The sequence below is a fragment of the Desulfovibrio sp. TomC genome (assembly GCF_000801335.2).
GTDB lineage: Bacteria > Desulfobacterota > Desulfovibrionia > Desulfovibrionales > Desulfovibrionaceae > Solidesulfovibrio.
Window position 1 is genome coordinate 20,326 of the sequence record NZ_JSEH01000004.1, and the last position, 22,020, is coordinate 42,345.

Annotated in this window: 18 protein-coding genes and 1 tRNA gene; 7 read left to right on the forward strand and 12 right to left on the reverse strand. The window is 61.4% G+C overall.

Features of this window, described 5'->3' with window-relative positions; all coding sequences use genetic code 11:
• Positions 1-24: 24 nt before the first annotated feature.
• Positions 25-1,584, reverse strand: coding sequence for an MFS transporter (locus NY78_RS04775; protein WP_231583774.1), 1,560 nt, complete (start codon positions 1,582-1,584; stop codon positions 25-27).
• Between the two features lie 160 nt (positions 1,585-1,744).
• Positions 1,745-2,170 carry a hypothetical protein gene (locus tag NY78_RS24530; RefSeq protein WP_156180868.1) on the reverse strand — a complete coding sequence of 142 codons (426 nt, stop codon included), beginning with the start codon at positions 2,168-2,170 and terminating at the stop codon, positions 1,745-1,747.
• Positions 2,171-2,528: 358 nt separating this feature from the next.
• Here NY78_RS24530 and NY78_RS04785 point away from each other — a divergent pair, with 358 nt between their 5' ends.
• On the forward strand, positions 2,529-3,959 hold the full coding sequence (locus NY78_RS04785) for a DUF1254 domain-containing protein (RefSeq protein ID WP_043632427.1): 1,431 nt from the start codon (positions 2,529-2,531) through the stop codon (positions 3,957-3,959).
• Between the two features lie 619 nt (positions 3,960-4,578).
• Here NY78_RS04785 and NY78_RS04790 read toward each other — a convergent pair.
• From NY78_RS04790 to NY78_RS04810, 5 genes are all read right to left on the reverse strand, one after another.
• The gene (locus tag NY78_RS04790; protein ID WP_043632430.1) at positions 4,579-6,300 is read right to left on the reverse strand and encodes a TIGR03768 family metallophosphoesterase; all 1,722 of its coding nucleotides are present in this window, start codon (positions 6,298-6,300) and stop codon (positions 4,579-4,581) included.
• Between the two features lie 812 nt (positions 6,301-7,112).
• A complete protein-coding gene (locus tag NY78_RS04795) occupies positions 7,113-8,891 on the reverse strand; it encodes an NHL repeat-containing protein (RefSeq protein WP_082139887.1) in 1,779 nt (592 codons plus the stop codon).
• A gap of 781 nt (positions 8,892-9,672) precedes the next feature.
• Positions 9,673-9,749, reverse strand: a tRNA-Pro gene (locus tag NY78_RS04800).
• A gap of 61 nt (positions 9,750-9,810) precedes the next feature.
• Complete coding sequence (gene amrS, locus NY78_RS04805; RefSeq protein WP_043632435.1) at positions 9,811-10,827, reverse strand: AmmeMemoRadiSam system radical SAM enzyme; 1,017 nt, start codon at positions 10,825-10,827, stop codon at positions 9,811-9,813.
• A gap of 21 nt (positions 10,828-10,848) precedes the next feature.
• Positions 10,849-11,535: a hypothetical protein gene (locus NY78_RS04810; protein WP_156180869.1), complete on the reverse strand. Its 687-nt coding sequence runs from the start codon at positions 11,533-11,535 to the stop codon at positions 10,849-10,851.
• Between the two features lie 26 nt (positions 11,536-11,561).
• On the opposite strand from NY78_RS04810, the gene purM reads away from it, so the two are divergent.
• Entirely contained in the window at positions 11,562-12,608 is a 1,047-nt protein-coding gene (gene purM, locus NY78_RS04815; RefSeq protein WP_043632438.1) for a phosphoribosylformylglycinamidine cyclo-ligase, read from the forward strand.
• Positions 12,609-13,002: 394 nt separating this feature from the next.
• On the opposite strand, the gene NY78_RS04820 is transcribed toward purM, so the two are convergent.
• The 3 genes from NY78_RS04820 to rplM form a co-directional block, all read right to left on the reverse strand.
• Positions 13,003-14,292, reverse strand: coding sequence for a radical SAM protein (locus tag NY78_RS04820; RefSeq protein WP_043632442.1), 1,290 nt, complete (start codon positions 14,290-14,292; stop codon positions 13,003-13,005).
• Between the two features lie 82 nt (positions 14,293-14,374).
• Complete coding sequence (gene rpsI / locus NY78_RS04825; protein WP_043632445.1) at positions 14,375-14,767, reverse strand: 30S ribosomal protein S9; 393 nt, start codon at positions 14,765-14,767, stop codon at positions 14,375-14,377.
• A gap of 22 nt (positions 14,768-14,789) precedes the next feature.
• Positions 14,790-15,218 (reverse strand): 50S ribosomal protein L13, encoded by a 429-nt coding sequence (gene rplM / locus NY78_RS04830; protein WP_043632448.1) that lies wholly within the window; start codon positions 15,216-15,218, stop codon positions 14,790-14,792.
• 162 nt (positions 15,219-15,380) lie between these two features.
• Here rplM and NY78_RS04835 point away from each other — a divergent pair, with 162 nt between their 5' ends.
• On the forward strand, positions 15,381-16,640 hold the full coding sequence (locus NY78_RS04835) for an HD domain-containing protein (RefSeq protein ID WP_043632451.1): 1,260 nt from the start codon (positions 15,381-15,383) through the stop codon (positions 16,638-16,640).
• 67 nt (positions 16,641-16,707) lie between these two features.
• Positions 16,708-17,184, forward strand: coding sequence for a CBS domain-containing protein (locus tag NY78_RS04840; RefSeq protein ID WP_043632454.1), 477 nt, complete (start codon positions 16,708-16,710; stop codon positions 17,182-17,184).
• A 171-nt stretch (positions 17,185-17,355) separates the two neighbouring features.
• Here the strand turns inward: NY78_RS04840 and NY78_RS04845 are convergent, their stop codons facing one another.
• Positions 17,356-18,243: an alpha/beta fold hydrolase gene (locus NY78_RS04845; protein ID WP_043632456.1), complete on the reverse strand. Its 888-nt coding sequence runs from the start codon at positions 18,241-18,243 to the stop codon at positions 17,356-17,358.
• A 372-nt stretch (positions 18,244-18,615) separates the two neighbouring features.
• Positions 18,616-19,629: an HD-GYP domain-containing protein gene (locus NY78_RS04850; RefSeq protein ID WP_043632459.1), complete on the reverse strand. Its 1,014-nt coding sequence runs from the start codon at positions 19,627-19,629 to the stop codon at positions 18,616-18,618.
• A 377-nt stretch (positions 19,630-20,006) separates the two neighbouring features.
• On the opposite strand from NY78_RS04850, the gene mraZ reads away from it, so the two are divergent.
• From mraZ to NY78_RS04865, 3 genes are read left to right on the forward strand one after another with little or no spacing between them, the layout of a single operon-like run.
• A complete protein-coding gene (gene mraZ, locus NY78_RS04855) occupies positions 20,007-20,465 on the forward strand; it encodes a division/cell wall cluster transcriptional repressor MraZ (RefSeq protein ID WP_043632462.1) in 459 nt (152 codons plus the stop codon).
• An 8-nt stretch (positions 20,466-20,473) separates the two neighbouring features.
• Positions 20,474-21,448, forward strand: coding sequence for a 16S rRNA (cytosine(1402)-N(4))-methyltransferase RsmH (rsmH, locus tag NY78_RS04860; RefSeq protein WP_043632464.1), 975 nt, complete (start codon positions 20,474-20,476; stop codon positions 21,446-21,448).
• A gap of 8 nt (positions 21,449-21,456) precedes the next feature.
• Complete coding sequence (locus tag NY78_RS04865; RefSeq protein ID WP_043632467.1) at positions 21,457-21,939, forward strand: hypothetical protein; 483 nt, start codon at positions 21,457-21,459, stop codon at positions 21,937-21,939.
• Positions 21,940-22,020 lie beyond the last annotated feature (81 nt).

The window sequence follows — 22,020 nt, forward strand, 5'->3', positions numbered from 1 at the left end:
TCCGAATGTGCCGTTGCGCGGTGCTCAAAGGTCTTGCGTGTCCTCGGGCAGGAGCCCTGAGGCGGGCTCGGGCAGCCAGCGCGAGGCAATCAGATTGACGAGGGTGACCAGGAAGGCGATCCCGGCAGCGGCGTAGGCCACTTGGGCGGGGTGGGCGGCGGCGACGGGCAGGACGGCGGCGAGCCATTGGGTCAGGGCGGCGAAGCATGATCCGAGCATGCGTCCGCCGACGTTGGCCGCGAAGCTTTCCCCTGTGCCCCGCAAGTGCAGTGGATAGACACGGGGGAGATAATTCCCCCAGAAGCTGAACTGGCCGATAATAAAAAATCCCGCCAGAAAAAGGCCGCTTTCAAAGGCGGGCAGGCTCGTGGTTCCGGCCCAGGCGAAGGTCACTGGCAAAATAACCGTCGCCGGAATCAGAAAAAACCGCAGAAGCCTCCTGCGGCTGACAATCCACACCGCCAGCACTGCCAGGGCGCACCGCCCGCCAATTCCCCCCATCTCCTGGAATGTGGTCACGCGCGCCGCGATTCTCTGTTCCACCGGACCGGCGATGCGGCGTTTTTCCGAGAATAGCCTCTGCTCGATTTCGCCCTCGGGGCATCCTGCCGCCGTCAACTGGGTCCGAAGCGACGCCTGATCTTCTTCGGACAAAAGCGCGCCCTGGGCCTCGGCCACGGCGGCCCGGGTCTCGGGCAGCCCGGGCACGATTTGCGGCGCTTGCAGCAAGGCCCCAAAGGAGGCGGCGAAACTCAGCGTGAACATGCCGGTGACCAGACAGGTGGTGCGCCAAAGCCTGGGGGAGAACAGGGCGGCCACACTTGGCCGACCAAGGCGGCCGGTACGGCGTTTTTCCAGCCAAGGCGGAGATTCCGGCAGAAAAGGCCGCACCAGGAGAAGCGGCAGGGCCGGCAACAGGCCGGACATGAGCGTATAGCGCCAATCCGCGTGCGGATTGGCGATGTGCCCGAGAAAGGACAGGAAATGCGGGAGGCCGATCGGCGGCAAGGCCATCGGCGGCAAGGTGAACCAGCCCAATATCTCTATCGGACGGCCGGCAGCCCATGCTGCCGCAATGCCGCCGGCCAGGGCCACAAGCAGTCCCCCCACGGAAGAGAAGGCTTGCGTGGTTCCAAGTACGGCCTCGCGCCGGCGTGGTTCGGGAAAAATTTCGGCCAGCCAGGCCACCGCAGCCACGAATTCCACGCATACTCCGATGAAAACAAGGCAGCGCAGGACAAGCAGCATGGGCAGGTTCGCAGCAAACCCGCTCAAGAACGAGGAGCACGCATACAGCATGATGCTTGCAGTCAGTATGCGTTGCCGGCCAAAGCGGTCAGCGAGGTAGCCGCCAAGAAGTCCGAAGGCTCCGCCGGCTATGGCGGGGATATAAAAGAGCAGACCAAACCAGAACGTGAATTCTGGCGAGCCGGGAACAATGCCGCCGAGTTCCATGAGCGCCGGGCGCACGATGAGCGGAAGCATAAGCAGTTCGTAGCTGTCAAAGAGAAAGCCGCAGGCGGCAACTGCACAAACAAGCCACTCCCTGGCCGTCAGCCGGAGTGGCCGAAGAGGGGCGGTCACAGATGGGCCGGACACGCCCGGCGGCGACGCAGCGCGCGGAACATCGTTTTTGGTATCAGAGCAGCTGACCAGCAGCAAGAGATGCAGACGTATGCCGAGGTGTTGCGGGCCGCTTGGCCGGTGGGCCAGCGTTCACTTGCGGCATCCCGAAAGGTGTGCCCTATTTTGTTGCGCACAAGGCCTGTTGTTGTCCGTGGGCCTCGTTGGCGTACGGCACAGCCAGCCAGCGGTATCCTGGATCGGCCTTGCCGACAGGACCGATGCCCGGAAAAGAAATATGCGCCCCGGCCACAAGGTGCCCGTGGCTTGCCGCCTCAGAAAAAGCCCGTTCCCGTTGCTTGATCGCCGCATCGGGATCGAGGTCGTACTCGATAGCCACGTCGGGGCGGGGAAATCGGATGATGAGAAAGGCATTCACCGAGGTGATTCGAGGGGACGGGACATACGATGCCTGAAGAAGCGCCTCGACCAGAGCGCCACACGGCGGCAGGAACTCAAATCCAGATTTGGGGCCATGATAGACGCCATCCTGACCGCCTCCGCCGAGGATTTCAAAAAGAGCTCCCCGAGGAGGAAGGGTGCGCATTTTATACTGAGGCCATAGCCAAAAGACGTGGGCTGTGATAACGGCCTTGTCAAATGGGGCCTGCGCGACTTGTGTCGAGAGGCGGCGGAGTACTGAATTGGTTTATATTACAGGGATAAGATATTTATCAAACAATAACCATCTCTTTTGAAAATGCACCCTGTCGAAACTTCATCGGATATGGCTTCGCGTTCAGGAGCGTGTTGCTGGCGCTCCATCTCTCCGCTTTTGCTGCGACGGACCAGATTTTACATGCGTTTTTTTGGCGGAAGGGTTTTAACCTGCAATCATTAGCTGCATCTGAAGAATGACGCACAGGTCAAAGCGCGCATCAGTCAACCTTTAGTCGGAGGTTACTATGGTCAGTGTGTTAATCAAAGAAGCAAGGCTTTTTTGTCTTTCGATTGTTGTCTTGGCGGCTCTCTGTGTCAACGCACAGGCTAAAGAAAATGTTTTTGCTGCTATTCCACTTGGTGTTGAGGCGTATGTTTATGGATATCCACTCGTGACCATGGAAATGACGCGACGCGTGATGACAAACGTAACGACGCCTGAGGGGACACGCGCCCCAATGGGGCAGTTTGTTCGGATGCGTGCGTATCCCTCGGCGGAGTTTCGTGACGTGACCGCGCCAAACGCAGATACGCTGTACACAACGGCCTGGATAAACGTGAGTCAGGAACCGTATGTACTCACTCTGCCGGATGCCAAAGACCGCTACTACCTCTTCCCCATGCTTGACGGCTGGACGAATGTCTTTCAGGTGCCTGGAAAACGCACCACCGGAACCAAGGCGCAGGTATATGCCATCACCGGTCCAGGCTGGAAAGGCAAGCTGCCCGAAGGAGTGAAAGAGTATAAGTCGCCTACCAATCTCGTCTGGCTGCTGGGACGCATATACTGCACGGGAACGCCTGAGGATTACTCGGCTGTGCACGCGATGCAGGACGAAATTTCCCTTGTTCCTCTTAGCTCTTATGGCAAGCCTTACACGCCTGCGGCAGGCAAGGTCGACCCAGCGATCGATATGAAGACTGCCGTGCGTGAGCAAGTCAATGCGCTGAGCGTGTATGACTACTTCAGTCTGCTGGCAAAGTTGATGCAAGACAACCCGCCTTCCCCGGCTGACAAGCCGATGCTTGCGAAACTGGCGAAGCTCGGGATCGCGCCGGGCCAGCCCTTCGACGGGAGCAAGCTTAACCCCTTGGCGCGCGAAGCATTCTCCATGGTCCCGAAGATTGCCTTTGAAAAGATCATGCTTTGGATGAAGGAGGGGATCGTCGCTGGGGACATGAAGCTGGAGCACGGTTGGCTCTTCACGACCAAGACGGGAGCCTACGGCGTCAACTACATCCAGCGAGCGCTCATCACTGCGATCGGTCTTGGCGCGAACCTCCCCCAGGATGCGGTCTATCCAACTTCGGAAGGGCCGAACGTGTTTGAGTCGTATAACGGGGGGAAGAACTACGTGATGCACTTCGATAAAGGCCAACTCCCTCCTGCAAAAGGTTTCTGGTCGCTGACCATGTACGACAAGGATTACTTCTTTGTAAAGAATCCGATCAATCGGCAAAGTATCAGTGCCCGCCAGAATCTGAAGCAAAATGCGGATGGTTCCGTGGATCTTTACATCCAGAACGAAAATCCAGGCCCAGACAAGGAATCCAACTGGCTGCCGGCGCCGAAAGATACGTTTGTCCTGATGCTGCGTCTCTATTGGCCACAGGAAACCAAGCCCTCAATTCTCAATGGAACCTGGACCATCCCGGCGGTTAAGGCGGTAAACTAGTCCGCACGGGCGAGAGGAGTGCAGCGAAGACCACGTTCGCCCGTCCAGGCTTCATCGCGTGGTCGCAAACTTGTTGGCTCCGGTTGACCTGCGGCTGCGCGATGATCAGGGGATGAGACGCAGGCAAGCCAACGGTCGGGTGCTCAAGGAGTGGTCGCTGATGCGGTACAGACGTGGGCGGCGCGGTCGTTTCAGGCCGCGCCGCCTTTTTCACGTTTGCCGGGATCGATGATGCCTGCAGAGTGGGCAGGGGTCGCAGAAGGGGGACAGTTGTTCTCCCGGGAGAACCTTCGCCGGGCCACCGGCGTCAGTTCCGGCAGTTGTGCCACGCGCTGTTCTTGAAGCAGCCCTGGCGCAAACACCTCCGTTCGAATCTATCTGGTCGGGGCGAGGTGATTTGAACACCCGACATCCTGCTCCCAAAGCCGCACAGCCGGCGAGCTCTATGGGAGCATTGTCGATCGATCGCAGGTAGGTGCAACCGCCTCACGGCTCTTCCTGGCTCTCTACGTCAGTAAACTCCTGGCCTGGTGGACGGGCAGCGTATCGCCCTCCAAGGTTCGGTCCGCTTCACGCCACGCAGTGAAGAGCCAACAACAAACCTGTCCCCAAGGAGAGGTCAAGAACGCACCGGGATGCCAACGTTGTTGAGCTTCGCCCGCATTGACGGACTCAAGGGAATGACAAGCTCCGCATTGTATGAACCGGTGGGGGGATAGCCCCTGGGATTGTGGAAAATCTGCTGGACGGCCACGGCATAGGCGCGCGAGGTCGAGGCTGGCGACCCCTCCTGAACGTCCGGATTGAAGTCGGCGGCCAGGATGGACAAAGTGCCGTCGCTGTTGCGCAGGATCTCGAAGGTGCGAAATTGCTGGGGGAAGTCCCGGAGCGAGGAGGTTTCGATCTGCCAGAACCCCAGTTCCGGGCGGGAGCCATCGGGCGAGGCAAAAGCGGTAATGGCGTTGCAGTGCCGGTGTCCCGCGATCCAGGCGATGAGATTGGGATAGGTCTGCAGTTTGGCGATCAGTTCCGGCTCGGAGATGGCGGCGGCGGCGTACCAGCCGACCGGGGAGGTTGGCGGCTCGACGCCGATGGGAGCATGGGCGGCGATGATCATGAGCCTGCCCTCGGCCTGGCCCCGGTCCAGTTCGCCCACAAGCCAGTCCAGGCGCGCCTTGTCCAGGGAGCCATGTCCGTAGCCGGGGGAACTCGTCCGGGACATGGGTTGATCGACATCGTCTTCCCGCTGGGTGTCGTCGACCACAATCACCGTCAGCGGGATATCCGGCCTCGGCTCGAAGCTGTAGCAGGCAAAGTTGTTCTCGGTATTGGCCTGGCTGAAGCCGTGACCGACCGGAGTCGAAGTGGTGTGAAAAAATTCGGCCATCCACTCCTTGGGCGTCAGGGAGCGGCGGTTCGGATCGGCCACGACCTTGGGCGGGCTGGGAAAGTCCGCCACCGGACCCATGCCGACGATATCGCCGTAGGGCGTCCGGCCGTCGATGACCCCCTGGTAGGTTCCCCGGCTGTCAATCCCCTTGGGATCAGCCAGGAAATCGCCGAGATTCAGGACATGTTCACCGGTATAGACCTGTCGAAAATATTCCGTCACCGGGAAGGAACCAATGAAAAAATGATCGTGGTTGCCGCGCGCCTGATACCAAGGGATGGACTTGTTCAGCCCGGCCGCCTGGAACGGTTTTTGGTAGTCGATGCTGTCGACGCCGACATGCGCCCCGGAACTGGGGGTGATGGCCTTTCCGTCCAGGACGTCAAGATACCAGCGCAGTTCGTTGTACTGGGTATTGTTGCAGGTATCCCCCAGGGAGATGCCGAAATCCAGGGGATCCTGTTTGTGGATGGCGTTTATCGTTCGCACCGCCGCATCCAGGACCTGGGTCGTGTACAGCATGGCCGGGGAATAGGCTGCGGAAATGTGGTGTTTGAGGCCAAGGGCGAAGAGCTGGGCCGGGCTTTCCTTGTCGGCGATATGGATGTCGGAGATGGTAAAAAACCGCACCAGCCGGGCAACCGGTTTCCCGGCCGGGGCGCCATGGTTGGCGGGCATGAGGTCCAATCTCTTGGGAACGGCGAGGGGCTCGCCGAAGCTCCAGAAGCCATAGCCTGACTCGGCGTATTTGGCGACATCCGTGGGCCGCAACTTGGGCGAGGTGGCGGGCACGGGAACGGGGACGACGCTGCGCGCCAGTGTCGCCAGCGACTGGGCGGCGGCATTCACCGGGGAAAGGATCCATTCGACACCGGCCGCCAGCCCGCCGCAAGCAACCAGAGCGGCTCCGGAGAGGCTGGTATTGAGAAAATTCCGCCGGGAAAATTTCATGATGCGCCCTCCTGTTTTCTGTCCTGGCGACGATTGCGATCATGCGGCCCGTTGACTGGCCGACGCGTCCAGGCGTCCTGCCGATGGTCCGGCCGCAGCGCCCTTTCCATGCATCGGGCTTGCACCCCTGCCAGACTGTGAGTGATCAGTGCCGCATCTTCGGGATTGGGGCAAGAGAATCGGCAAGGCAGCTCCGTTTCCCCAGACGGCATGGCATTGGACCGCCATGTCCGGCGGCCTTTTTATACTCCATATCGTATCCAGCCAATTTTCCACGAAAAAGGGCCTACGAAATATTCGTAAGCCCTTGAAATATAACTGGTCGGGGCGAGGTGATTTGAACACCCGGCATCCTGCTCCAAAAAACCTCATGGTTGGTTGTATCCTTTGAAATAATTTAATATTTATCGTCGGCGGATAAGCCCGGATGGACAAAATCAATCATCTCCAGGACATTCCCGGTTCTCCGGTTGTTATCCTAAATCCCTGGTTCCCAAGTGCTGGAGAAGCCGATCGCAGCGCCGGCCGCGAGACAATTCCCAGGTTCCTCGGGTTGTAGTCCTGTTTTGCTCCCCTTGGGATAAACAGGGCAGAGTTTACGCGTCTGCGGGATTGGGCATGCGATGTCCGGTCCGCAAGGAGCGTTTGCGGTCCCGGGAATCGCCAGAATCCCCTGAAGCGTTACGCCAGGGAGGCTGTTGTTGAGGTCGAGGACAATGCCTGCCCCGGGAACGGATCAACGCGCCGCCCCCCCGTGCGACAGGCGGTCGGGGAACCTCCGTGATGGCGGATAACGCTTCCCCTGCCTGCGCCTACTGCAACAGTAACGACGCGATGGGGGCTGGCGAAACCGTCGTGGTCGCGACCTCGGCCGCTTCGATGCGATTGTTGATCGTGTCGACCACGTAGAGCATGCCGGCCGTGCTCACGACCAAGCCTTGGGGAGCGTGGAATTGCCCGTCATCGCCGCCGGCGGCCGTGCCGGAAGCGCCGCCCCCGTAGACACTCCAGTGGCCGGATGCGTCGCGGACCTGGATGCGGTTGTTGTCGGTATCGGCCACATAGAGGTTTCTCAACGCATCCACGAACACGCCCGACGGGGCCTGAAACTGGCCTGGGCCGGTGCCGCTGGAGCCGATGACCGTCCAATTGCCGCCGGTGTCGCGGACCTGGATGCGGTTGTTGTCGGTATCGGCCACATAGAGGTTGCTGGAACTGTCCACGGCCACGGCCTTGGGGCTGGAAAACTGCCCGAGGCCGCTGCCAAGTGTGCCGACGGAAGTCCAGTTGCCGGAGGTATCGCGGATATGGATGGCATGGTCCATTTCGGCCACATAGAGGGTGTCGGCTTTGTCCACGGCCATGCCCAAGGGATGGTACATCGTGGAGTCCTCGTAGCTCGACCAATGGCCGGAGGGGTCACGTATCTGGATGCGGTTGTTATACGTGTCGGAGATGTAGACGTTGCCGGAGGCGTCGACCGCCACGCCCGACGGGTATGCGAATTGTCCGAGGCCGTCGCCGGGCCCGCCGATGAGCGACCAGGTTCCGGCGGTGTCGCGCGCCACGACGCGTGAGTTGAACGTATCAGCGACATAGATCGTGCCGGAGCCGTCCACGGCCACGGCCAGGGGCCAGCCGATAAATCCCAATTCCGAACCCGCGCTGCCCCAGATCATCGTCCAGGCGCCTGTGGCTACGGATGTGCCCGTGACAACGCAATTGTTGTCGGTGACATAGATGTGGCCTGAGCCGTCCACGGCCACCGCCGTGGGGTTCGCGAAGGTGCCGTTGCCCGAAGACGTCCAGGTGCCGGCCGTGTCGCGCATCTGGATGCAGTTGTTGTCATCGATCACGTATATGTTGCCCGATCCATCCACCGCCACGTCCCGGGGCCAGAGGAACTGCCCGGGACCCGAGCCAGAGGTGCCGTAACTGGTCCAGTTGCCGGAGGTGTCCCGGACCTGAATGCGGTAGTTGTCGCCATCGGTCACGTACAGGTTGCCCGAGCTGTCCAGGGCGATGCCGCCCGGGGATGCAAACTGGCCGACAGCGCTGCCATGCGAGCCGATGGCCGTCCAGTTGCCGGACGTATCCCGGATCTGGATACGGTAGTTTTGGGAATCAGCCACGTACAGTTTTCCGGAGCCATCCACGGCGATGCCCCACGGGTATGCAAACTGGCCGACAGCGCTGCCGCTTGTGCCCATTGTGGTCCAGTTTCCGGCGGTGTCGCGCACGAGGATTTTATTGTTTTCCGTGTCAGTGACGTATATTGTACCGGAGTTATCGACGGCAACCGCCTTGCCAAACGTTCCAACGGAAGCGTCCGGACCCTGTATTTTCGTCCATTTTCCGGCATTGTCGCGCCGTTCTATCTCGTTTAACTCTGTATTGAGAATGTACATCGTTCCGTTACTGGCGAAAGTTACATTCACAGGCTTTCCAGTTCCGTAAGTGAACTGGCTGGTGTCGACCGGCGCTATTCTGGTAAAATCCAGTGTTTTCGCCGCAAAGACCGCCCCTGCCCACATGGTGAAAGCCAGGATGAGCAGGGTGTGAACAAGTTGGCGTCTCATAACGTGTCCCATGGTTTGCTCCTGTGCAATTGCCGCGTGACTGCTTTATTATGCGGATACGCCGGACGGCCGATGGTGTAGATCATCCTTCTTGACCGTTCAGGAAGCTTTTTCGAGAGGCCGCAGTGCATAAAATGGTCAGTTTCGTCCGGGAAGCGATCCTTGCGCGTGCCATGGGCAACAACCCCATCGGCCCTGCCAGGTCTCCTGGAACGACACCCGCCCACGATCACCTCCACCGCCTTCGATGGGGATTTCGTAGCGTAACTCTCTAAAATTAAGGCTTATTACCCCATTTATCCGGGCATTGGCTTCGAAACGGATAGCGCGAAAACGGCAAGAGGTCTGTCGGGGATTCCCGTGATTCTGTGTAGCGGAATTTGGGGACAGCCTCGCCGCGCCCGGCCAAGGTGGAAGAGGAGCCGGATTGTCCCGGCGGTAAGGCGGGCAGTGTTGCCCGGGCTGGGGATGTCCCCGGCCGGGCCTCGGAAAGGCAGGAGGCGGACTCGGCCGGTCAGCCGTGCTGCCGGATGGCCAACTTGCGCCGTTTCTTCATGCAGGAAAACCCGAGTTTGCGTATCAAGCGGCCGTAATAGGTCTCTTGACGGGATGGTCGTCGACCAGAAAGACGCGCACACCGGATGTCGCAACCTAATCCAGACAACTTCCCGGAATATTGTATGTGTACATTAAGGGCCAAGCCTAACGGCATCCCTTTTGTCCCACAGGACGGCCCACAGGAGAATTTTCCACGAGAAAAGGGCCTACGAAATATTCGCAAGCCCTTGAAATATGGTCGGGGCGAGGTGATTTGAACACCCGGCATCCTGCTCCCAAAGCAGGCGCGCTACCAGTCTGCGCCACGCCCCGACGCAAGAGGGGATTGGTTACTGCAACTTCCCGGTCCTGGCAAGGGTTACGAGCCGGCTTGTCACGGCAGGCCGATGCCGGCGATGGACACGCCGCACGAAGAACACCGGCCACCGACCGTTCGCGCCGCCAGAAGCCCTATGCCCTCGCGCTCGATGAGCCGCTCGCCGCAGCCTGGACAGAAGGTGGCGTTACGGTCCGCATCCAGGATGTTGCCGACATAGACGTAGCGCAGTCCGGCCTCACGGCCGATGGCGTAGGCGCGCTCAAGGTCCTCGGGCGACGTCGGCGGCCGGTCGCGCATGGCGAAATCGGGATGGAAACGCGAAATGTGCCAGGGCGTGTTCGCCCCAAGCTCTTTGGCCAGGAAGCCGGCCAGATCCGTCAATTCCCCGGTGCTGTCGTTGCCGCCCGGAATGAGCAGTGTCGTCACTTCCAGCCACCAGCCAAGCTCCCGGATACGCACGAGATTTTTCAGCACAGGCGTAAGCTTCGCGCCGCAGATGCGCTCGTAGAAATCCGGGCGCATGGCTTTCAAATCGATGTTGGCCGCGTCGATGCGCCCGGCCAGGGCATCGAGGCACTGCCGGCTCTGGAATCCGTTGGAAACCAGGATGTTTTTGAGGCCGGCCCCATGGGCCAGATCGGCCGTATCGGCCATCAGCTCAAAAAAAATGGTCGGTTCGGAATAGGTGTAGGACACCGAGGCTGCGCCGCTGCGTCGGGCGGCGGCCACCAGATCGGCCGGGCTGACCTGTTCGCCGGTAATCGGCTTGCCCTGACGGGGCGGTTGGGACAGGGAAAAATTCTGGCAAAAGGAGCAGGAGAGGTTGCAGCCCATGGTGCCAAAGGAAAAGGTCGTGGTGCCGGGGAGGAAGTGATAAAGCGGCTTTTTCTCCACCGGATCGAGATTGGCGGCGGCCACCCGGTCGTAGACCAGGGTAAAAAGTGCGCCGTCCCGGTTTTCCCGCACCCCGCAAAGCCCCCGGCGGCCAACGTCGATACGGCAGAAATGCGAGCACAGCCGGCAGGACACGCGCCCGTCAGGCAGGGCTTTCCACAATGCGGCAGGATGCATGGCGGCCTCCTTGGCTTGGAGCTAGGAACCGGAGCCGGTCGTCCCTTGCCCGGTCGGTAGTCTTTGGCCGGACGGCGAACCAGGGGACTGGCCGAAGCCGGACGTGTTGCCGGTCGGGCCGAAATTTCCCGGATTCCCCTGGTTGCCGGGAGCGGTCTGGGACTGGCCCGGCGGTTGGCCCAATGGACTGGATTGGCCCGACGGGCCGCCGGCCATGCCCCGCCCCTGGCTGGGTTGTCCTGGCTGGGGCATGGAGCCTGGCTGTCCGATTTGCCCCCGCGGTTGACCGGATTGTGGGCCGGATGGCGAGCCGGCTTGTTGGCCGGTCTGCTGGCCGGGCATGTTGCCGATTTGCGGATAGACATAGATGGGGCCGGTCTGGGACTGGTCCTGGGTCGGTTTGGGGCGCGGCCGTATTTCCATGATGACGCTGCCGTCCTCTTCGCGGCCAAGGCGCATGTGGTCCACGTTGCCCAGGCGCACGTCGCGGCGCGGCTCGTCATTGTTGTCCCAGGCAGAATCCGAGGGCGCAGCCGGCGGCGGACCGTACTCGACCGAGGGCGAACTCATGCCGTCAGCCGAAGCCGGCCTCGGAGCGAGCAGGGCGGTCGCCACGAGCAGGGCCAAAGCAATGGCCGCAACCCGGCGAGAGGCGGCGGGCTTCCCTTGAACTTCGCGGACAAAACGGCTAGCATGACGTGTTTTCATTTGCATTTCTCGCAAGGAGCCACCCCATGGCCGACAGATCGGCAGCCTACAAAGCCGCAGGCGTTGACATCGACGCCGGCAACTCCCTGGTTTCGCGCATCAAGTCCATTGTGGCCGGAACCTACAGCAAGGGCGTGCTCTCCGACATCGGCGGCTTCGGAGGCCTTTTCAAACTCGACTCCGGGGCCATGGCCGACCCGGTGCTCGTGGCCTCCACCGACGGCGTGGGCACCAAACTCAAACTCGCCCACGACATGGAAAAGCACGATACCATCGGTATCGACCTTGTGGCCATGTGTGTCAACGACATATTGGTTCAGGGGGCAAAGCCGCTCTTTTTCCTGGATTATTTCGCCACCGGCAAACTTTCGGTAGACTTGGCCGCCCAGGTCGTCTCCGGCATTGCCGACGGCTGCAAAGAGTCGTCCTGCGCCCTGCTTGGCGGCGAGACGGCCGAGATGCCGGGCTTTTATCCTGACGGCGTCTACGATCTGGCCGGCTTTTGCGTGGGCCTCGTGGACAACGCCAAGATCGTCGACGGATCGAGTATTGGCGTCGACGACGTCATTATCGGCATCGAGGCCTCGGGACCGCACTCCAACGGCTATTCGCTGATCCGCAAGATCCTGGCCGACTCCGGGCTGGCCCCGACCGACCCCCTGCCCAATTCCACCCAGACCGTGGGCGAGGCCCTGCTTGCGCCGACGCGCATTTACGTCAAAACCGTGCTCAATTTGCTGCGCGATTTCGACATCAAGGGCATGGTCCACATCACCGGCGGCGGGTTCTACGACAACGTCAACCGCATCCTGCCCAAGGGCGTGGCCGCCCAGATCAAATTCGGTTCCTGGCATGTGCTGCCGGTCTTTGACTGGCTCAAGGAGCAGGGGAACCTCACCTGGCCGGAGATGCTCCAGATTTTCAACTGCGGCATCGGCTACATGCTGGTGGTTGCCCCGGAGATCGCCGACGACGTCATGCAGCGCTTAAAGGCCCTGCACGAATACGCCCGGGTCATCGGCCGGGTTGGTATCCGCCAGGAAGGGGCCGAGCAGGTCGAGGTGATTTTTTAGGGGAAGTGGGGGAAGAGAAGAGAAGAATGCCCCGGCGGCCGGGAGGGGGTAACCCCCTCCCGGACCCTCCCTGCCAAAAGAGAACGTCGCCCCTGGGTTGGACCGGATAGACCGGTCCAACCCAGGGGCGACGTCAGTATTGGGGCGTGCGGTCTTTCCCGCATCGCTTCATTCCGTCGCGACGACGCCGCCCCGGGCGGCGGGGAAGCTTCCACCGGCCGCTGGAGCCACGGGGATTCCTGTCAAGCGTTGGCTTCTTCTGTCCTGGTCCACAGCCGACCCGATTCCCCGTAGTCCCCAAAACCCCTTTACAAACTTCTCCAATTGCAGGGGTCCGGGGGGATCATCCCCCCGGCCGCCGGAGGCATTCTTTCTCTTTATCCCCTTGTCCCCATTACTCTACCCTCTCTTCCAGATACGGATTGAAATAGCCGAATTTCAGCCAGGGGCAGGCCTTGCGCAGGCGTTTGCGGAAATTGGCCAGTCCCATGGAGGCGTGCCGGGCCGGATCGGCCAGTGCGCCGCTGCCGGCCGCCACCTGCAGGTAGAGTTGGGGGTCGAGGTTTAGGTTGCGCAGCTGGATGAAATCCACCTTGTATTCGGTGACCAGCTCGGTCAGGGCGGCAAGCTCGGCCTCGGTGTCGGAGATGCCGGGGAAAAAGAGGAAATTGAGCGACACAAAAAGTCCGCCGGCCTTGGCCCGGGCTATGGACTCGCGCACGGCGGCAAAGCCGTAGCCGACCGGCCGGTAGTAGGCTTCATACAGGGCCGCCTCGGCGCTCGACAGGCTCACCCGGATCGACGACCCGCCGGCGGCGGCAAAAGCCTCCACACCGTCGGGCAGGCTGGCGTTGGTGTTGATGTTGACCGTGCCTTTGCCGCCGTTCTGGCGGAAGCGGGCCACGGCCTCGCAGATGACCTTGGCTTCGGTCAGCGGTTCGCCTTCGCAGCCCTGGCCAAAGGAATAGACCGGCCGTTTTTCCCGGCGGCCGTGTTCGGTCATGACTTCCACGATCTCTTGGGCTGTTGGCCGGAAGCTGATGCGCGTCTGGGTGGAGGGAAAGCCCGAGCCTTCCTCCTGGAGCGACAGGCAGCCTACGCACCGGGCGTTGCAGGTGCGCGAGGTGGGCAGGGGGGCCTCGAAGCGGCCAAGGGCCAGGTTGCGGGCGGCCGGGCAGCAGGAGGTCAGGGCGCAGCCGGTCAGGTGTTCGAGCAAGCGGTTTTTGGGGAACTTGGCCCGAAGCGCCTTGGCGCCCTTGATGATGCGGTCGCGGCTGATGCCGGTGAAGATCTGGCGTTTGTCCTCGTCCACCCGGGCGGCGGCTACGTAGAAGCGGTCGCCGGAAAAGCCCACTGCGCCGTAGGCGAACAGGGGCAGGGTCGGGGCGTTAGCGCGGGCGGCGTAGGCGGCTGTGGCCGAGAGGGTGTAGCCGGGGCAGACAAAGGCGGCCACGGCCTGTTCGTCGAGCTGTTCGATCTCGCCGGATTCCGGGTCAAAGCCCAGGGCATGACGGCCGGGCAGGAGGAACAGTTCGCTTTCCGGCGGCAGGGCGATGATCTCGTCCGGGCGCGGCGGCTCCAGGCGATCGCCCCGGCGCACCAGCATTTCGAGCTCGGGATGGTCGTAGATATTGCCGTCGTTGTCGGCGAAAACGAGCTTGGGGCGGGGTTTGTGTTCGGCCATGGGAGCCTCCTTGGGGCCAACGCCAAAAGGCGGAACCGCTTTCGCGGTTCCGCCCTGGGATACTGTGTAATCGCCGCGCGGTTTAACGCTTCGAGTACTGGAACCGGGCGCGGGCGCCGCGCTGGCCGTACTTTTTACGCTCTTTCTCGCGGGAGTCGCGGGTCAGCAGGCCGGCTTTCTTGAGCACGCCGCGCAGCTCGGGGTCGAGCGTGATAAGCGCGCGGGAGATGCCGTGGCGCACAGCCTCGGCCTGGCCGGTCATGCCGCCGCCGGCGACGTTGACCTTCACGTCCAGGCGGCCTTCCAGCTTGGTCAGGGCCAGGGCCTGACGCACAATGGCGTGCAGGGTGGGACGGGGAAAGTATTCCTCGAAGGGCCGATCATTAATGAGGATGCGGCCATTGCCTTTGTAGAGGCGGGTACGGGCCGTGGCGCGTTTGCGGCGGCCGGTGGCGTAGTAGAATTCGTCGCTCATGTGGATTCTCCGGAGGCCGGGTTTAGACGTCCAGGGTTTCGGGCTTTTGGGCCTCGTGGGGGTGGGCTTCGCCGGAGTAGACCTTGAGCTTTTTCAGCATGGCCCGACCGAGGCGGTTTTTGGGCAGCATGCCGCGCACAGCCTTACGGATAACATCTTCCGGCTTTTTGGCCAGCATGTCGCGCAGGGAAGTTTCCTTCAGGCCACCGATCCACCCGGAATGGCGGTAGTATTTTTTCTGGTCCAGCTTGCGGCCGGTGGTGCGCACCTTGCCGGCGTTGACCACGATGATGAAATCGCCGGTATCCATGTGGGGGGCGAATTCCACCTTGTGCTTGCCGCGCAGGCGAATGGCCACGGCAGAGGCCAAGCGGCCGAGGATCTTGTCCGAGGCGTCGACCACGAACCAGTTGTGGGAAATATCTTTGGGCGTCGGGCTAAACGTTTTCATGGCGGCTCCTCTGAGTTGCTCGAAAGACGAATCCTGTATTCCCGCAGACCGTGGTTGTCAACAGCATTTTTTGCAGGAACCGTCCGGCGCAGGAAGGGAGGTTGCCCTTTATCCCCGGCAGGGCTAGGCTTGCGTCCGATCGAGGAATTTAAAGGAGAAGGCATGGTCAGCGTCCGCAAAAGCCTTTTGCAGTTCCTGTTTGCCGGGTCGTTCATGAAGCGGTGGAACGACAAACACCGCAGTATGGAATTGGTGGAGGTCGACAAACAGGCCCATAAGATGATGGTGGCCTGGATGCTCTACGAACTCAATTCCCGCCATCTGCCCGAACCGAAGCGGCTGGCCCTGGGGCTGGAGATCGTCGAGGGCGGATTGTTTGAATATCTCTACCGGTTGGTCATCACCGACATCAAGCCGCCGGTCTTTTATAAAATCAAGGCCAATCCGGCCCATTACCGGCAGCTCACCAACTGGGTGTTCGAGCAGCTCGAACCCCGGGTGCGCGAACTGGGCGAGGACTTCTGGGGGCGGCTTCGGGCCTATCTGTCCGTGCCGGAAAGCGACGCCCCGGCCCGGCGCATCCTGGACGCGGCCCATCTCTATGCCAGCGGCTGGGAATATTCCCTGATCAAGCGCGACAATCCCTGGGACGACGAGTTGCTTGAAATCGAGTCGTCGTTTACCGGCGGTCTGGCCCGGTTTGCCGATCTGCGCGGGGTGCGCGATCTGGCCGACGGGCTCTTTGCCGGCAAGAAGACGCCGCTGGGGCATTTCGGCCGGCTGCTTGGGCAGCTGCGGTTCCAGACCCGTTGGTCCCAGACCCCGCGCATCCCGGAGACCTCGGTGCTGGGCCACATGTTCCTCGTGGCCGCCTACGGCTATTTTTTCAGTCTGGCGGTGGACGCCTGCCCGGCCAGGCGGCTGAACAATTTCTTTGCCGGCCTGGTCCACGACATGCCCGAACTCCTCACCCGCGACATCATCTCCCCGGTCAAGCAGTCGGTCGCGCCGCTTGGAGATATGATAAAGGAATATGAAAACCAGGAACTGGAGCGACGGGTCTTTTCGGTCCTGACCGGCGGCGGCTACGGCGATCTGGCCGACCGGCTGGCCTATTTCCTGGGCATCGAGGTGGGCTCGGAATTTTACGAATCCATCCGCGACGAGACCGGGAAAGCGGTGCGGGTGACGCCCGACGAACTGGAGCACCGCTGCAACCTGGACAGCTTCGATCCCAAGGACGGGCAGCTCCTAAAGGTCTGCGATTCGCTGGCCGCCTTTATTGAGGCCTACACCGCCCTTCGAAACGGCATCACCTCCGATCAGCTGCAACAGGCGGTGTGGCGGCTGCGTACCCGCTATTCGCCGGTGGTCCTTTTTGGTAAGGTCCATGTCGGAGCCTTGCTGGCGGATTTCGATTGACCAGCCCTTCACAAGCCTGGGCAAACCGGGTTAGGCTGGCGCACCGCCACGCCATCGGAGAAAGAGAATGCTACGCAAACGCGCCTTCGACGCCTTGCGCACCGACGTGCTTGCCGTCGACGCCGGCGAGCCCCTGGAACTTGTTGCCAGCAAATTGCAGCAACATCTGGAGAAATGCCCGGAACTGGATGCCGCCGTGGTCATGCGCCAGGGGCGCTACGTGGGTATCGTGAGTCTTCGGACGCTCCTGTCGGACTTAAACGACTGCGCCCTGGACGCAAGCCTGCGCACCAGTCTTGGCGATGATGATTTTGAGGAAACCTATCGCGCCGCCTGTCGCCACTGCATGGGGCGCAAAGCGGCCGACGCCGCCCGGCGCGACATCCCCAAGGTGTCGGCCGCCGATCCCCTGCATCTGGTCCTGGACGCCATGATCAAGGCGGACAGCCGCTTTGCCGTGGTCTTGGAAGGCGAGCGGCTGCTTGGACTGGTGCCCTTGGGCGAGATCTTCCGCGAGATGCGCCGCGAGTGCGCCCAGCTGTAACCCCTTGCCTGACCACGCTGCCACGGCCCCGGGGCAACGTGCGCCGCACTGCCCCTGGCCGAAGGAGAGGCGACGTCCGCACCGTTGGATTGGGAGGGGAACGCTTGGCCCGGCAATCCGGCGCTCGCCCCGCTGACCCAACACCGCGCGTATCCCGTCGATGCAGTCATTTCATGCGTTGGCGTGCTGTGTCTGCTCCGAAATAGCGCTGACTATTTTCGCCCAGGTCCCTTTTGGCATGTCATGGCCCATACCGGGAATAATCAATAACCGGGCCCCCGGTATCGTCTGGGCTGTGTCTTTCCCTGCCTCGACGGGCAGCAGCGGATCTTTTGCCCCATGTATCACAAGTGTTGGCGCTTTGATGGATGCAAGCGACGGTCTTCTGTCTCCACTGACCATAAGGGCCGCATTTTGGCGCGCCATTCCCTGCGGATAATAGGACCGATCATAGCTCGTTTCTAAGAATGCTCGGGCTCGTTCTTCCTCAAATGGAAATCCAGGACTCCAGATTTTTCGCCATGTCTGCACATTGTGCTCAATATAGGCTTCGCGTTCCTCCGGCGGCGGCGCGACAACAGCAGCTATTGCCTCTGGTTTCCCTTGCGGAAGGCCGGGGTTGCCTGTGCTCGACATGATGGACGTCAGGCTCAGGACATGTCCCTGGTGTCTGGAGGCGATGACCTGAGCGATCATGCCGCCCATTGAAGCGCCGCAGATGTGGGCTTTCTCTATGCCTAACGCAGCCAGGAGGCCAACGGAGTCGTCGGCCATATCTTCAAGAGTATAGGCTGACTGCACGGCCTTGCCTTCCATGGCGGCTTGTATTGTCGCCATAATATCCGGGATGCCCGCTTCCTCAAATTTTGTCGAGAGGCCGGCGTCACGGTTGTCAAAACGAATGACGAAGAGCCCTGTTTGGGCCAAGTGTTCACAGAACTCAATATCCCAGAATGTTAGTTGGGCTCCATTCCCTGCGATTAATAAGAGTGCAGGAAAATGCTTCTCGCCAAACGTGTCGTACGCAATCTGAATCCCATTGGCTGTTACAGTTGGCATTGGCTACTCCTGCCCCGCTAGGGGCACTTCGAGGCATCTGGCCATTCAATTTAGTTTATACAGTAACGACAAGCAGAGGCAAGTTCAACCTGTCCGGCAGCCGACCTGGGGAGTGAATACGCGCAAGCGCCCAGATTCGGGCGAAGTGGCCTCGGTCGACAGACCGCGCCGTTCGTGCCGGCGGTTGCCGGCAGAGAAGCCGGGCGAGTCGCAAGCGCAATGCCCGGCGCGACGTTTCGTGGGCAGGGTCCGGCCTGGGTTTGACTCCAGGGGCTTTGCCTCGGAAATGGCGGGAACCGGCCACGCACCTCGGGAGCGCCGTCTCTGGGCGGGAGGATGTGGGGGAAACGGGTCCGGAGTGGGAAATCGTCCCTATTTTTGATTGGCCAGCATGGCGATCAACCGTTTGACAATGTCGCTGGGGTAGCGGCGGCTGTCGTCGAAGAGTTTTTTGGCCGCCGCCAGCGGTTCCATGGCCGGGGCGTAAGCCCGCTTGGCAATCATGGCGCAAAACGAATCCACCACACCGGCCAAGAGTCCCAATTCCGAGATATTGCCCATGGTCAGTTTCTGCGGGTAGCCCGAGCCGTCGAGGCGCTCGTGGTGTTCCGACACGCAGCGCTCCATTTCCGCAAACTTGATGTCGATGCGCGTGAGCATCTCATATCCGGCCATGGTATGGTTGCGGATTTTTTGCATTTCATCGGGCAGCAACGTCTTGGTCTTGTCGCGGATCATGGCCGGCACCCGGGTCATGCCAAGATCGTGCAGAAACAGGCCAAGGATGGTGCGATCCAGGATGGCGCGCGCATTTCTGCTGTCGCGAAACGTCTCGGACTGGCCGGCCAGAAACAGGTGCAGGCCGAGCAGGCCGCAGTTGACGGCGTGGTTGGGCAGGCTGTGGGTGGTGTGCATCCGCTTGGCCAGGGCCTTGGTGCGGTTGAAATCCTCCCACACGTACTCGGTCAGCACCAAAACGTCCTCGCGCACCTTGTCGTAGACGATGCGCACCGGCTGATCGAAGAAGGCTTCCATGCGCCGGGTGAGCGCAATCTGGAAAATATCGGCAATCTCCGCTTCGGTGAGATGCTTGTCGAGGAGCACCAGATCGAGCTGGTAGCTGATGTGCTTGACGTAGACCGAATGATCTTCGCGGGAGACGAAGATCGTGCCCCCGGCCACCAGATCGGCCAACTCCTGGGATTGCTCCTTGGAAAGTCGGTCCCCAACCTTATAATACGGCGTGATGCGGGAAACCGGCTCCAGGAACCGGTAGATATTGAGCGGCGGGCGGAACTTGCTAAAACTCTGGAGAATATCCGGATTGATCTGGTAATATTCTTCTTCAAGTCCTACCGGAATTTCCAGTGTCGACCTCTCGCGCATGATGCCCTTCCATGGGTCGTGTGACGTCGGGGTTTCCTTCCGGCCAGCGGAAGGGGGCGAGCATTCGCCATGACTTCCATCCCTTAACGGGTTCTGCAACATTCTGGCAAGGCTTGCAGCCCCGCGACCTTTTTCCCAGGCTTTGCCGCTTGTTTTCAGGTGGTTAGCAAAACCGCTGGAAAATGTCCTGAAATCCCACTCGCTTTGCTGAAACATCCCGATATACCGGCCCATTTCCCACCTTGGCCCCGGAAAGGCGGGGATGGATGTGGCATTTCCCTGTCAAGAGGTGGTTTGCCCTTGACACCAATAAGCGATTGGTGGAGAGAATGTGGGAAATGGTGGTAAGAAGTGGTGAGCCATCTGTGTGAGGGACCGTGTTCAGAGGGCATTCCAATCGCAGCCTCGACCCCAAGGGTCGCTTGATGCTGCCTCCGGAGTTTCGGGAGGAGATCTTTCGACTCGTCCCTGATGGCCGGATCATGCTCACCAATAACTTCGATGGGGCCATAAGCGGCTATCCCATGCCGGAATGGGAGCAGGTGGAAGCCAGTTTTCGGTCCGGCAACACACTGATTCCGGGCTTCCGGGACATCGAACGGTTTTTTATTGCCGGGGCCACCGAGGTGACGCTGGATAAGCAGGGGCGGGTGCTCATTCCGCCGTATCTGCGCACCTACGCCGCTCTGGACAAGGATTTGGTGCTGGCCGGGGTGGGGACGAAGTTCGAAATCTGGGACCAGAGCCGCTTCGAGGAGCGCCTGCGCCAGACCGCCGCCAATTTCAACGCGCATATGGACACGCTGGCCGCGTCCGGAATCGCGCTGCGGTTTTAAGGACAGGCGTGGACAACCAACCCGTGCATATACCGGTCCTTTTACAGGAAGTGATCGAATACCTCGGCATCAAGCCGGGGATGAAAATTCTGGACGCCACGGTCGGGCTTGGCGGGCATTCTAGGGGGATGCTCGATGCGGCCGGGGGAGAGGGGCAGGTGCTCGGTTTGGACAGGGATAGGGAAGCCCTGTCCGAGGCCGGGCGACGACTTGCCCCCTACGGCGAGCGGGTGCGCCTGGTGCGCTCGCGTTTAAGCCGGTTCCCGGCCATCCTGGCCGAGGCGGGGTGGGAGAAGGTCGATGCTGCACTCCTGGACGCAGGGATGTCCTCGTTGCAGCTCGACGACCCGGAGCGGGGCTTCGGGTTTTTAAACGACGGCCCCCTGGACATGCGCATGGGGGCCGAGGACGGCGGGGAGAGCGCCGAGGCGCTGATCAATCTGGCCCCGTTTGCCAGATTGGCCGAGATCATCCGGGAGTACGGCGAAGATCCGCAGGCCGGGCGCATTGCCCGGGCCATCGTGGCGGCCAGGGAACAGGCGCCCATCACCACCACGGCCCGGTTGGCCGAGGTGGTCTGGCAGGCCTACCCGGCCAAATGGCGGGCCACGGCCCGGCAGCACCCGGCCACGCGGACCTTCCAGGCCCTGCGGATGGCCGTCAATGAAGAGTTGGCCGAACTGGCCGCCTTTTTGGAGGCCATCCCGGACCATCTTGCCCCGGGGGGGCGGGTGGCCGTGATCTCGTTTCACTCCCTGGAGGACCGGCTGGTCAAGCGGGCGTTTCGCCACGAGGCCACCGATTGTCTGTGCCCCAGGGAACAGATGGTCTGTATTTGCGGGCATCGGGCCAGGTTTCGGATCCTGACCAAAAAGCCCGTCATGGCAGGGGAAGAGGAAGTTCGGGGCAACTCGCGCGCGCGCAGCGCCAAGCTGCGGGTGGCCGAGCGGTTGCCAGACGCCGGGGATAGGGCCGCATACTAGGAGTGGGAATGGGCGCGTTGTCGAAAGAATGGGCCATTTCCATGGCCTTTAGCCTGGCATTGCTGCTGATTTTCGGCCTGGGACTGGTGTGGGTCAACATTGAGCGGGTCGATCTGGCCTACGAGCTCAACAAGATCCAGCACCAGATCGACGAACGGGAAGTCCTCTCGTCCAAGCTCGAAGTGGAACGCAATACCCTGATCACGCCTTCCCGGCTGCGCGAACTGGCCAAGGAGCGGGGGCTGGGACCGGCCCGTCCGGGCCAGATCCGGCGTGTGGCCGCAAGCGGCGAGATCGAGGCTTCCCCGTTGCTGCCCGTGACCGCCGAACCCGCCAAAAAAGCGACCAAGGTCGCCGCCGAACCGGTCAAGCCCGTGGCCAAGGTCACGGCCGAAGCCGGCGGCAAGGCCGCGGCCAAGGCTTCCGCTCGGGCCGCCCGGGCCGTTGCCGCGCCCAAACCTTTTGAACCCGCCCCGGCGGGTGGGCAGTAGATCGGTTATGGCCATGAACCATTCCAACGTCACCTTTTCAGGCAGCCTGTCCCCGGATGCGCCGTGGCGTATCGCGGGATT

Bases quoted from the DNA above. Each gene is read 5' to 3' on its own strand.
- NY78_RS04865 (WP_043632467.1), top strand. From the start codon at position 21,457: ATGGGCGCGTTGTCGAAAGAATGGGCCATTTCCATGGCCTTTAGCCTG.
- NY78_RS04835 (WP_043632451.1), top strand. From the start codon at position 15,381: ATGGTCAGCGTCCGCAAAAGCCTTTTGCAGTTCCTGTTTGCCGGGTCG.
- rpsI (WP_043632445.1), bottom strand. From the start codon at position 14,767: ATGAGCGACGAATTCTACTACGCCACCGGCCGCCGCAAACGCGCCACG.
- NY78_RS04785 (WP_043632427.1), top strand. From the start codon at position 2,529: ATGGTCAGTGTGTTAATCAAAGAAGCAAGGCTTTTTTGTCTTTCGATT.
- NY78_RS04840 (WP_043632454.1), top strand. From the start codon at position 16,708: ATGCTACGCAAACGCGCCTTCGACGCCTTGCGCACCGACGTGCTTGCC.
- NY78_RS04820 (WP_043632442.1), bottom strand. From the start codon at position 14,292: ATGGCCGAACACAAACCCCGCCCCAAGCTCGTTTTCGCCGACAACGAC.
- NY78_RS04795 (WP_082139887.1), bottom strand. From the start codon at position 8,891: ATGGGACACGTTATGAGACGCCAACTTGTTCACACCCTGCTCATCCTG.
- NY78_RS04845 (WP_043632456.1), bottom strand. From the start codon at position 18,243: ATGCCAACTGTAACAGCCAATGGGATTCAGATTGCGTACGACACGTTT.
- rplM (WP_043632448.1), bottom strand. From the start codon at position 15,218: ATGAAAACGTTTAGCCCGACGCCCAAAGATATTTCCCACAACTGGTTC.
- NY78_RS04810 (WP_156180869.1), bottom strand. From the start codon at position 11,535: ATGAAAACACGTCATGCTAGCCGTTTTGTCCGCGAAGTTCAAGGGAAG.
- NY78_RS04850 (WP_043632459.1), bottom strand. From the start codon at position 19,629: ATGCGCGAGAGGTCGACACTGGAAATTCCGGTAGGACTTGAAGAAGAA.
- amrS (WP_043632435.1), bottom strand. From the start codon at position 10,827: ATGCATCCTGCCGCATTGTGGAAAGCCCTGCCTGACGGGCGCGTGTCC.
- NY78_RS24530 (WP_156180868.1), bottom strand. From the start codon at position 2,170: ATGCGCACCCTTCCTCCTCGGGGAGCTCTTTTTGAAATCCTCGGCGGA.
- NY78_RS04790 (WP_043632430.1), bottom strand. From the start codon at position 6,300: ATGAAATTTTCCCGGCGGAATTTTCTCAATACCAGCCTCTCCGGAGCC.
- purM (WP_043632438.1), top strand. From the start codon at position 11,562: ATGGCCGACAGATCGGCAGCCTACAAAGCCGCAGGCGTTGACATCGAC.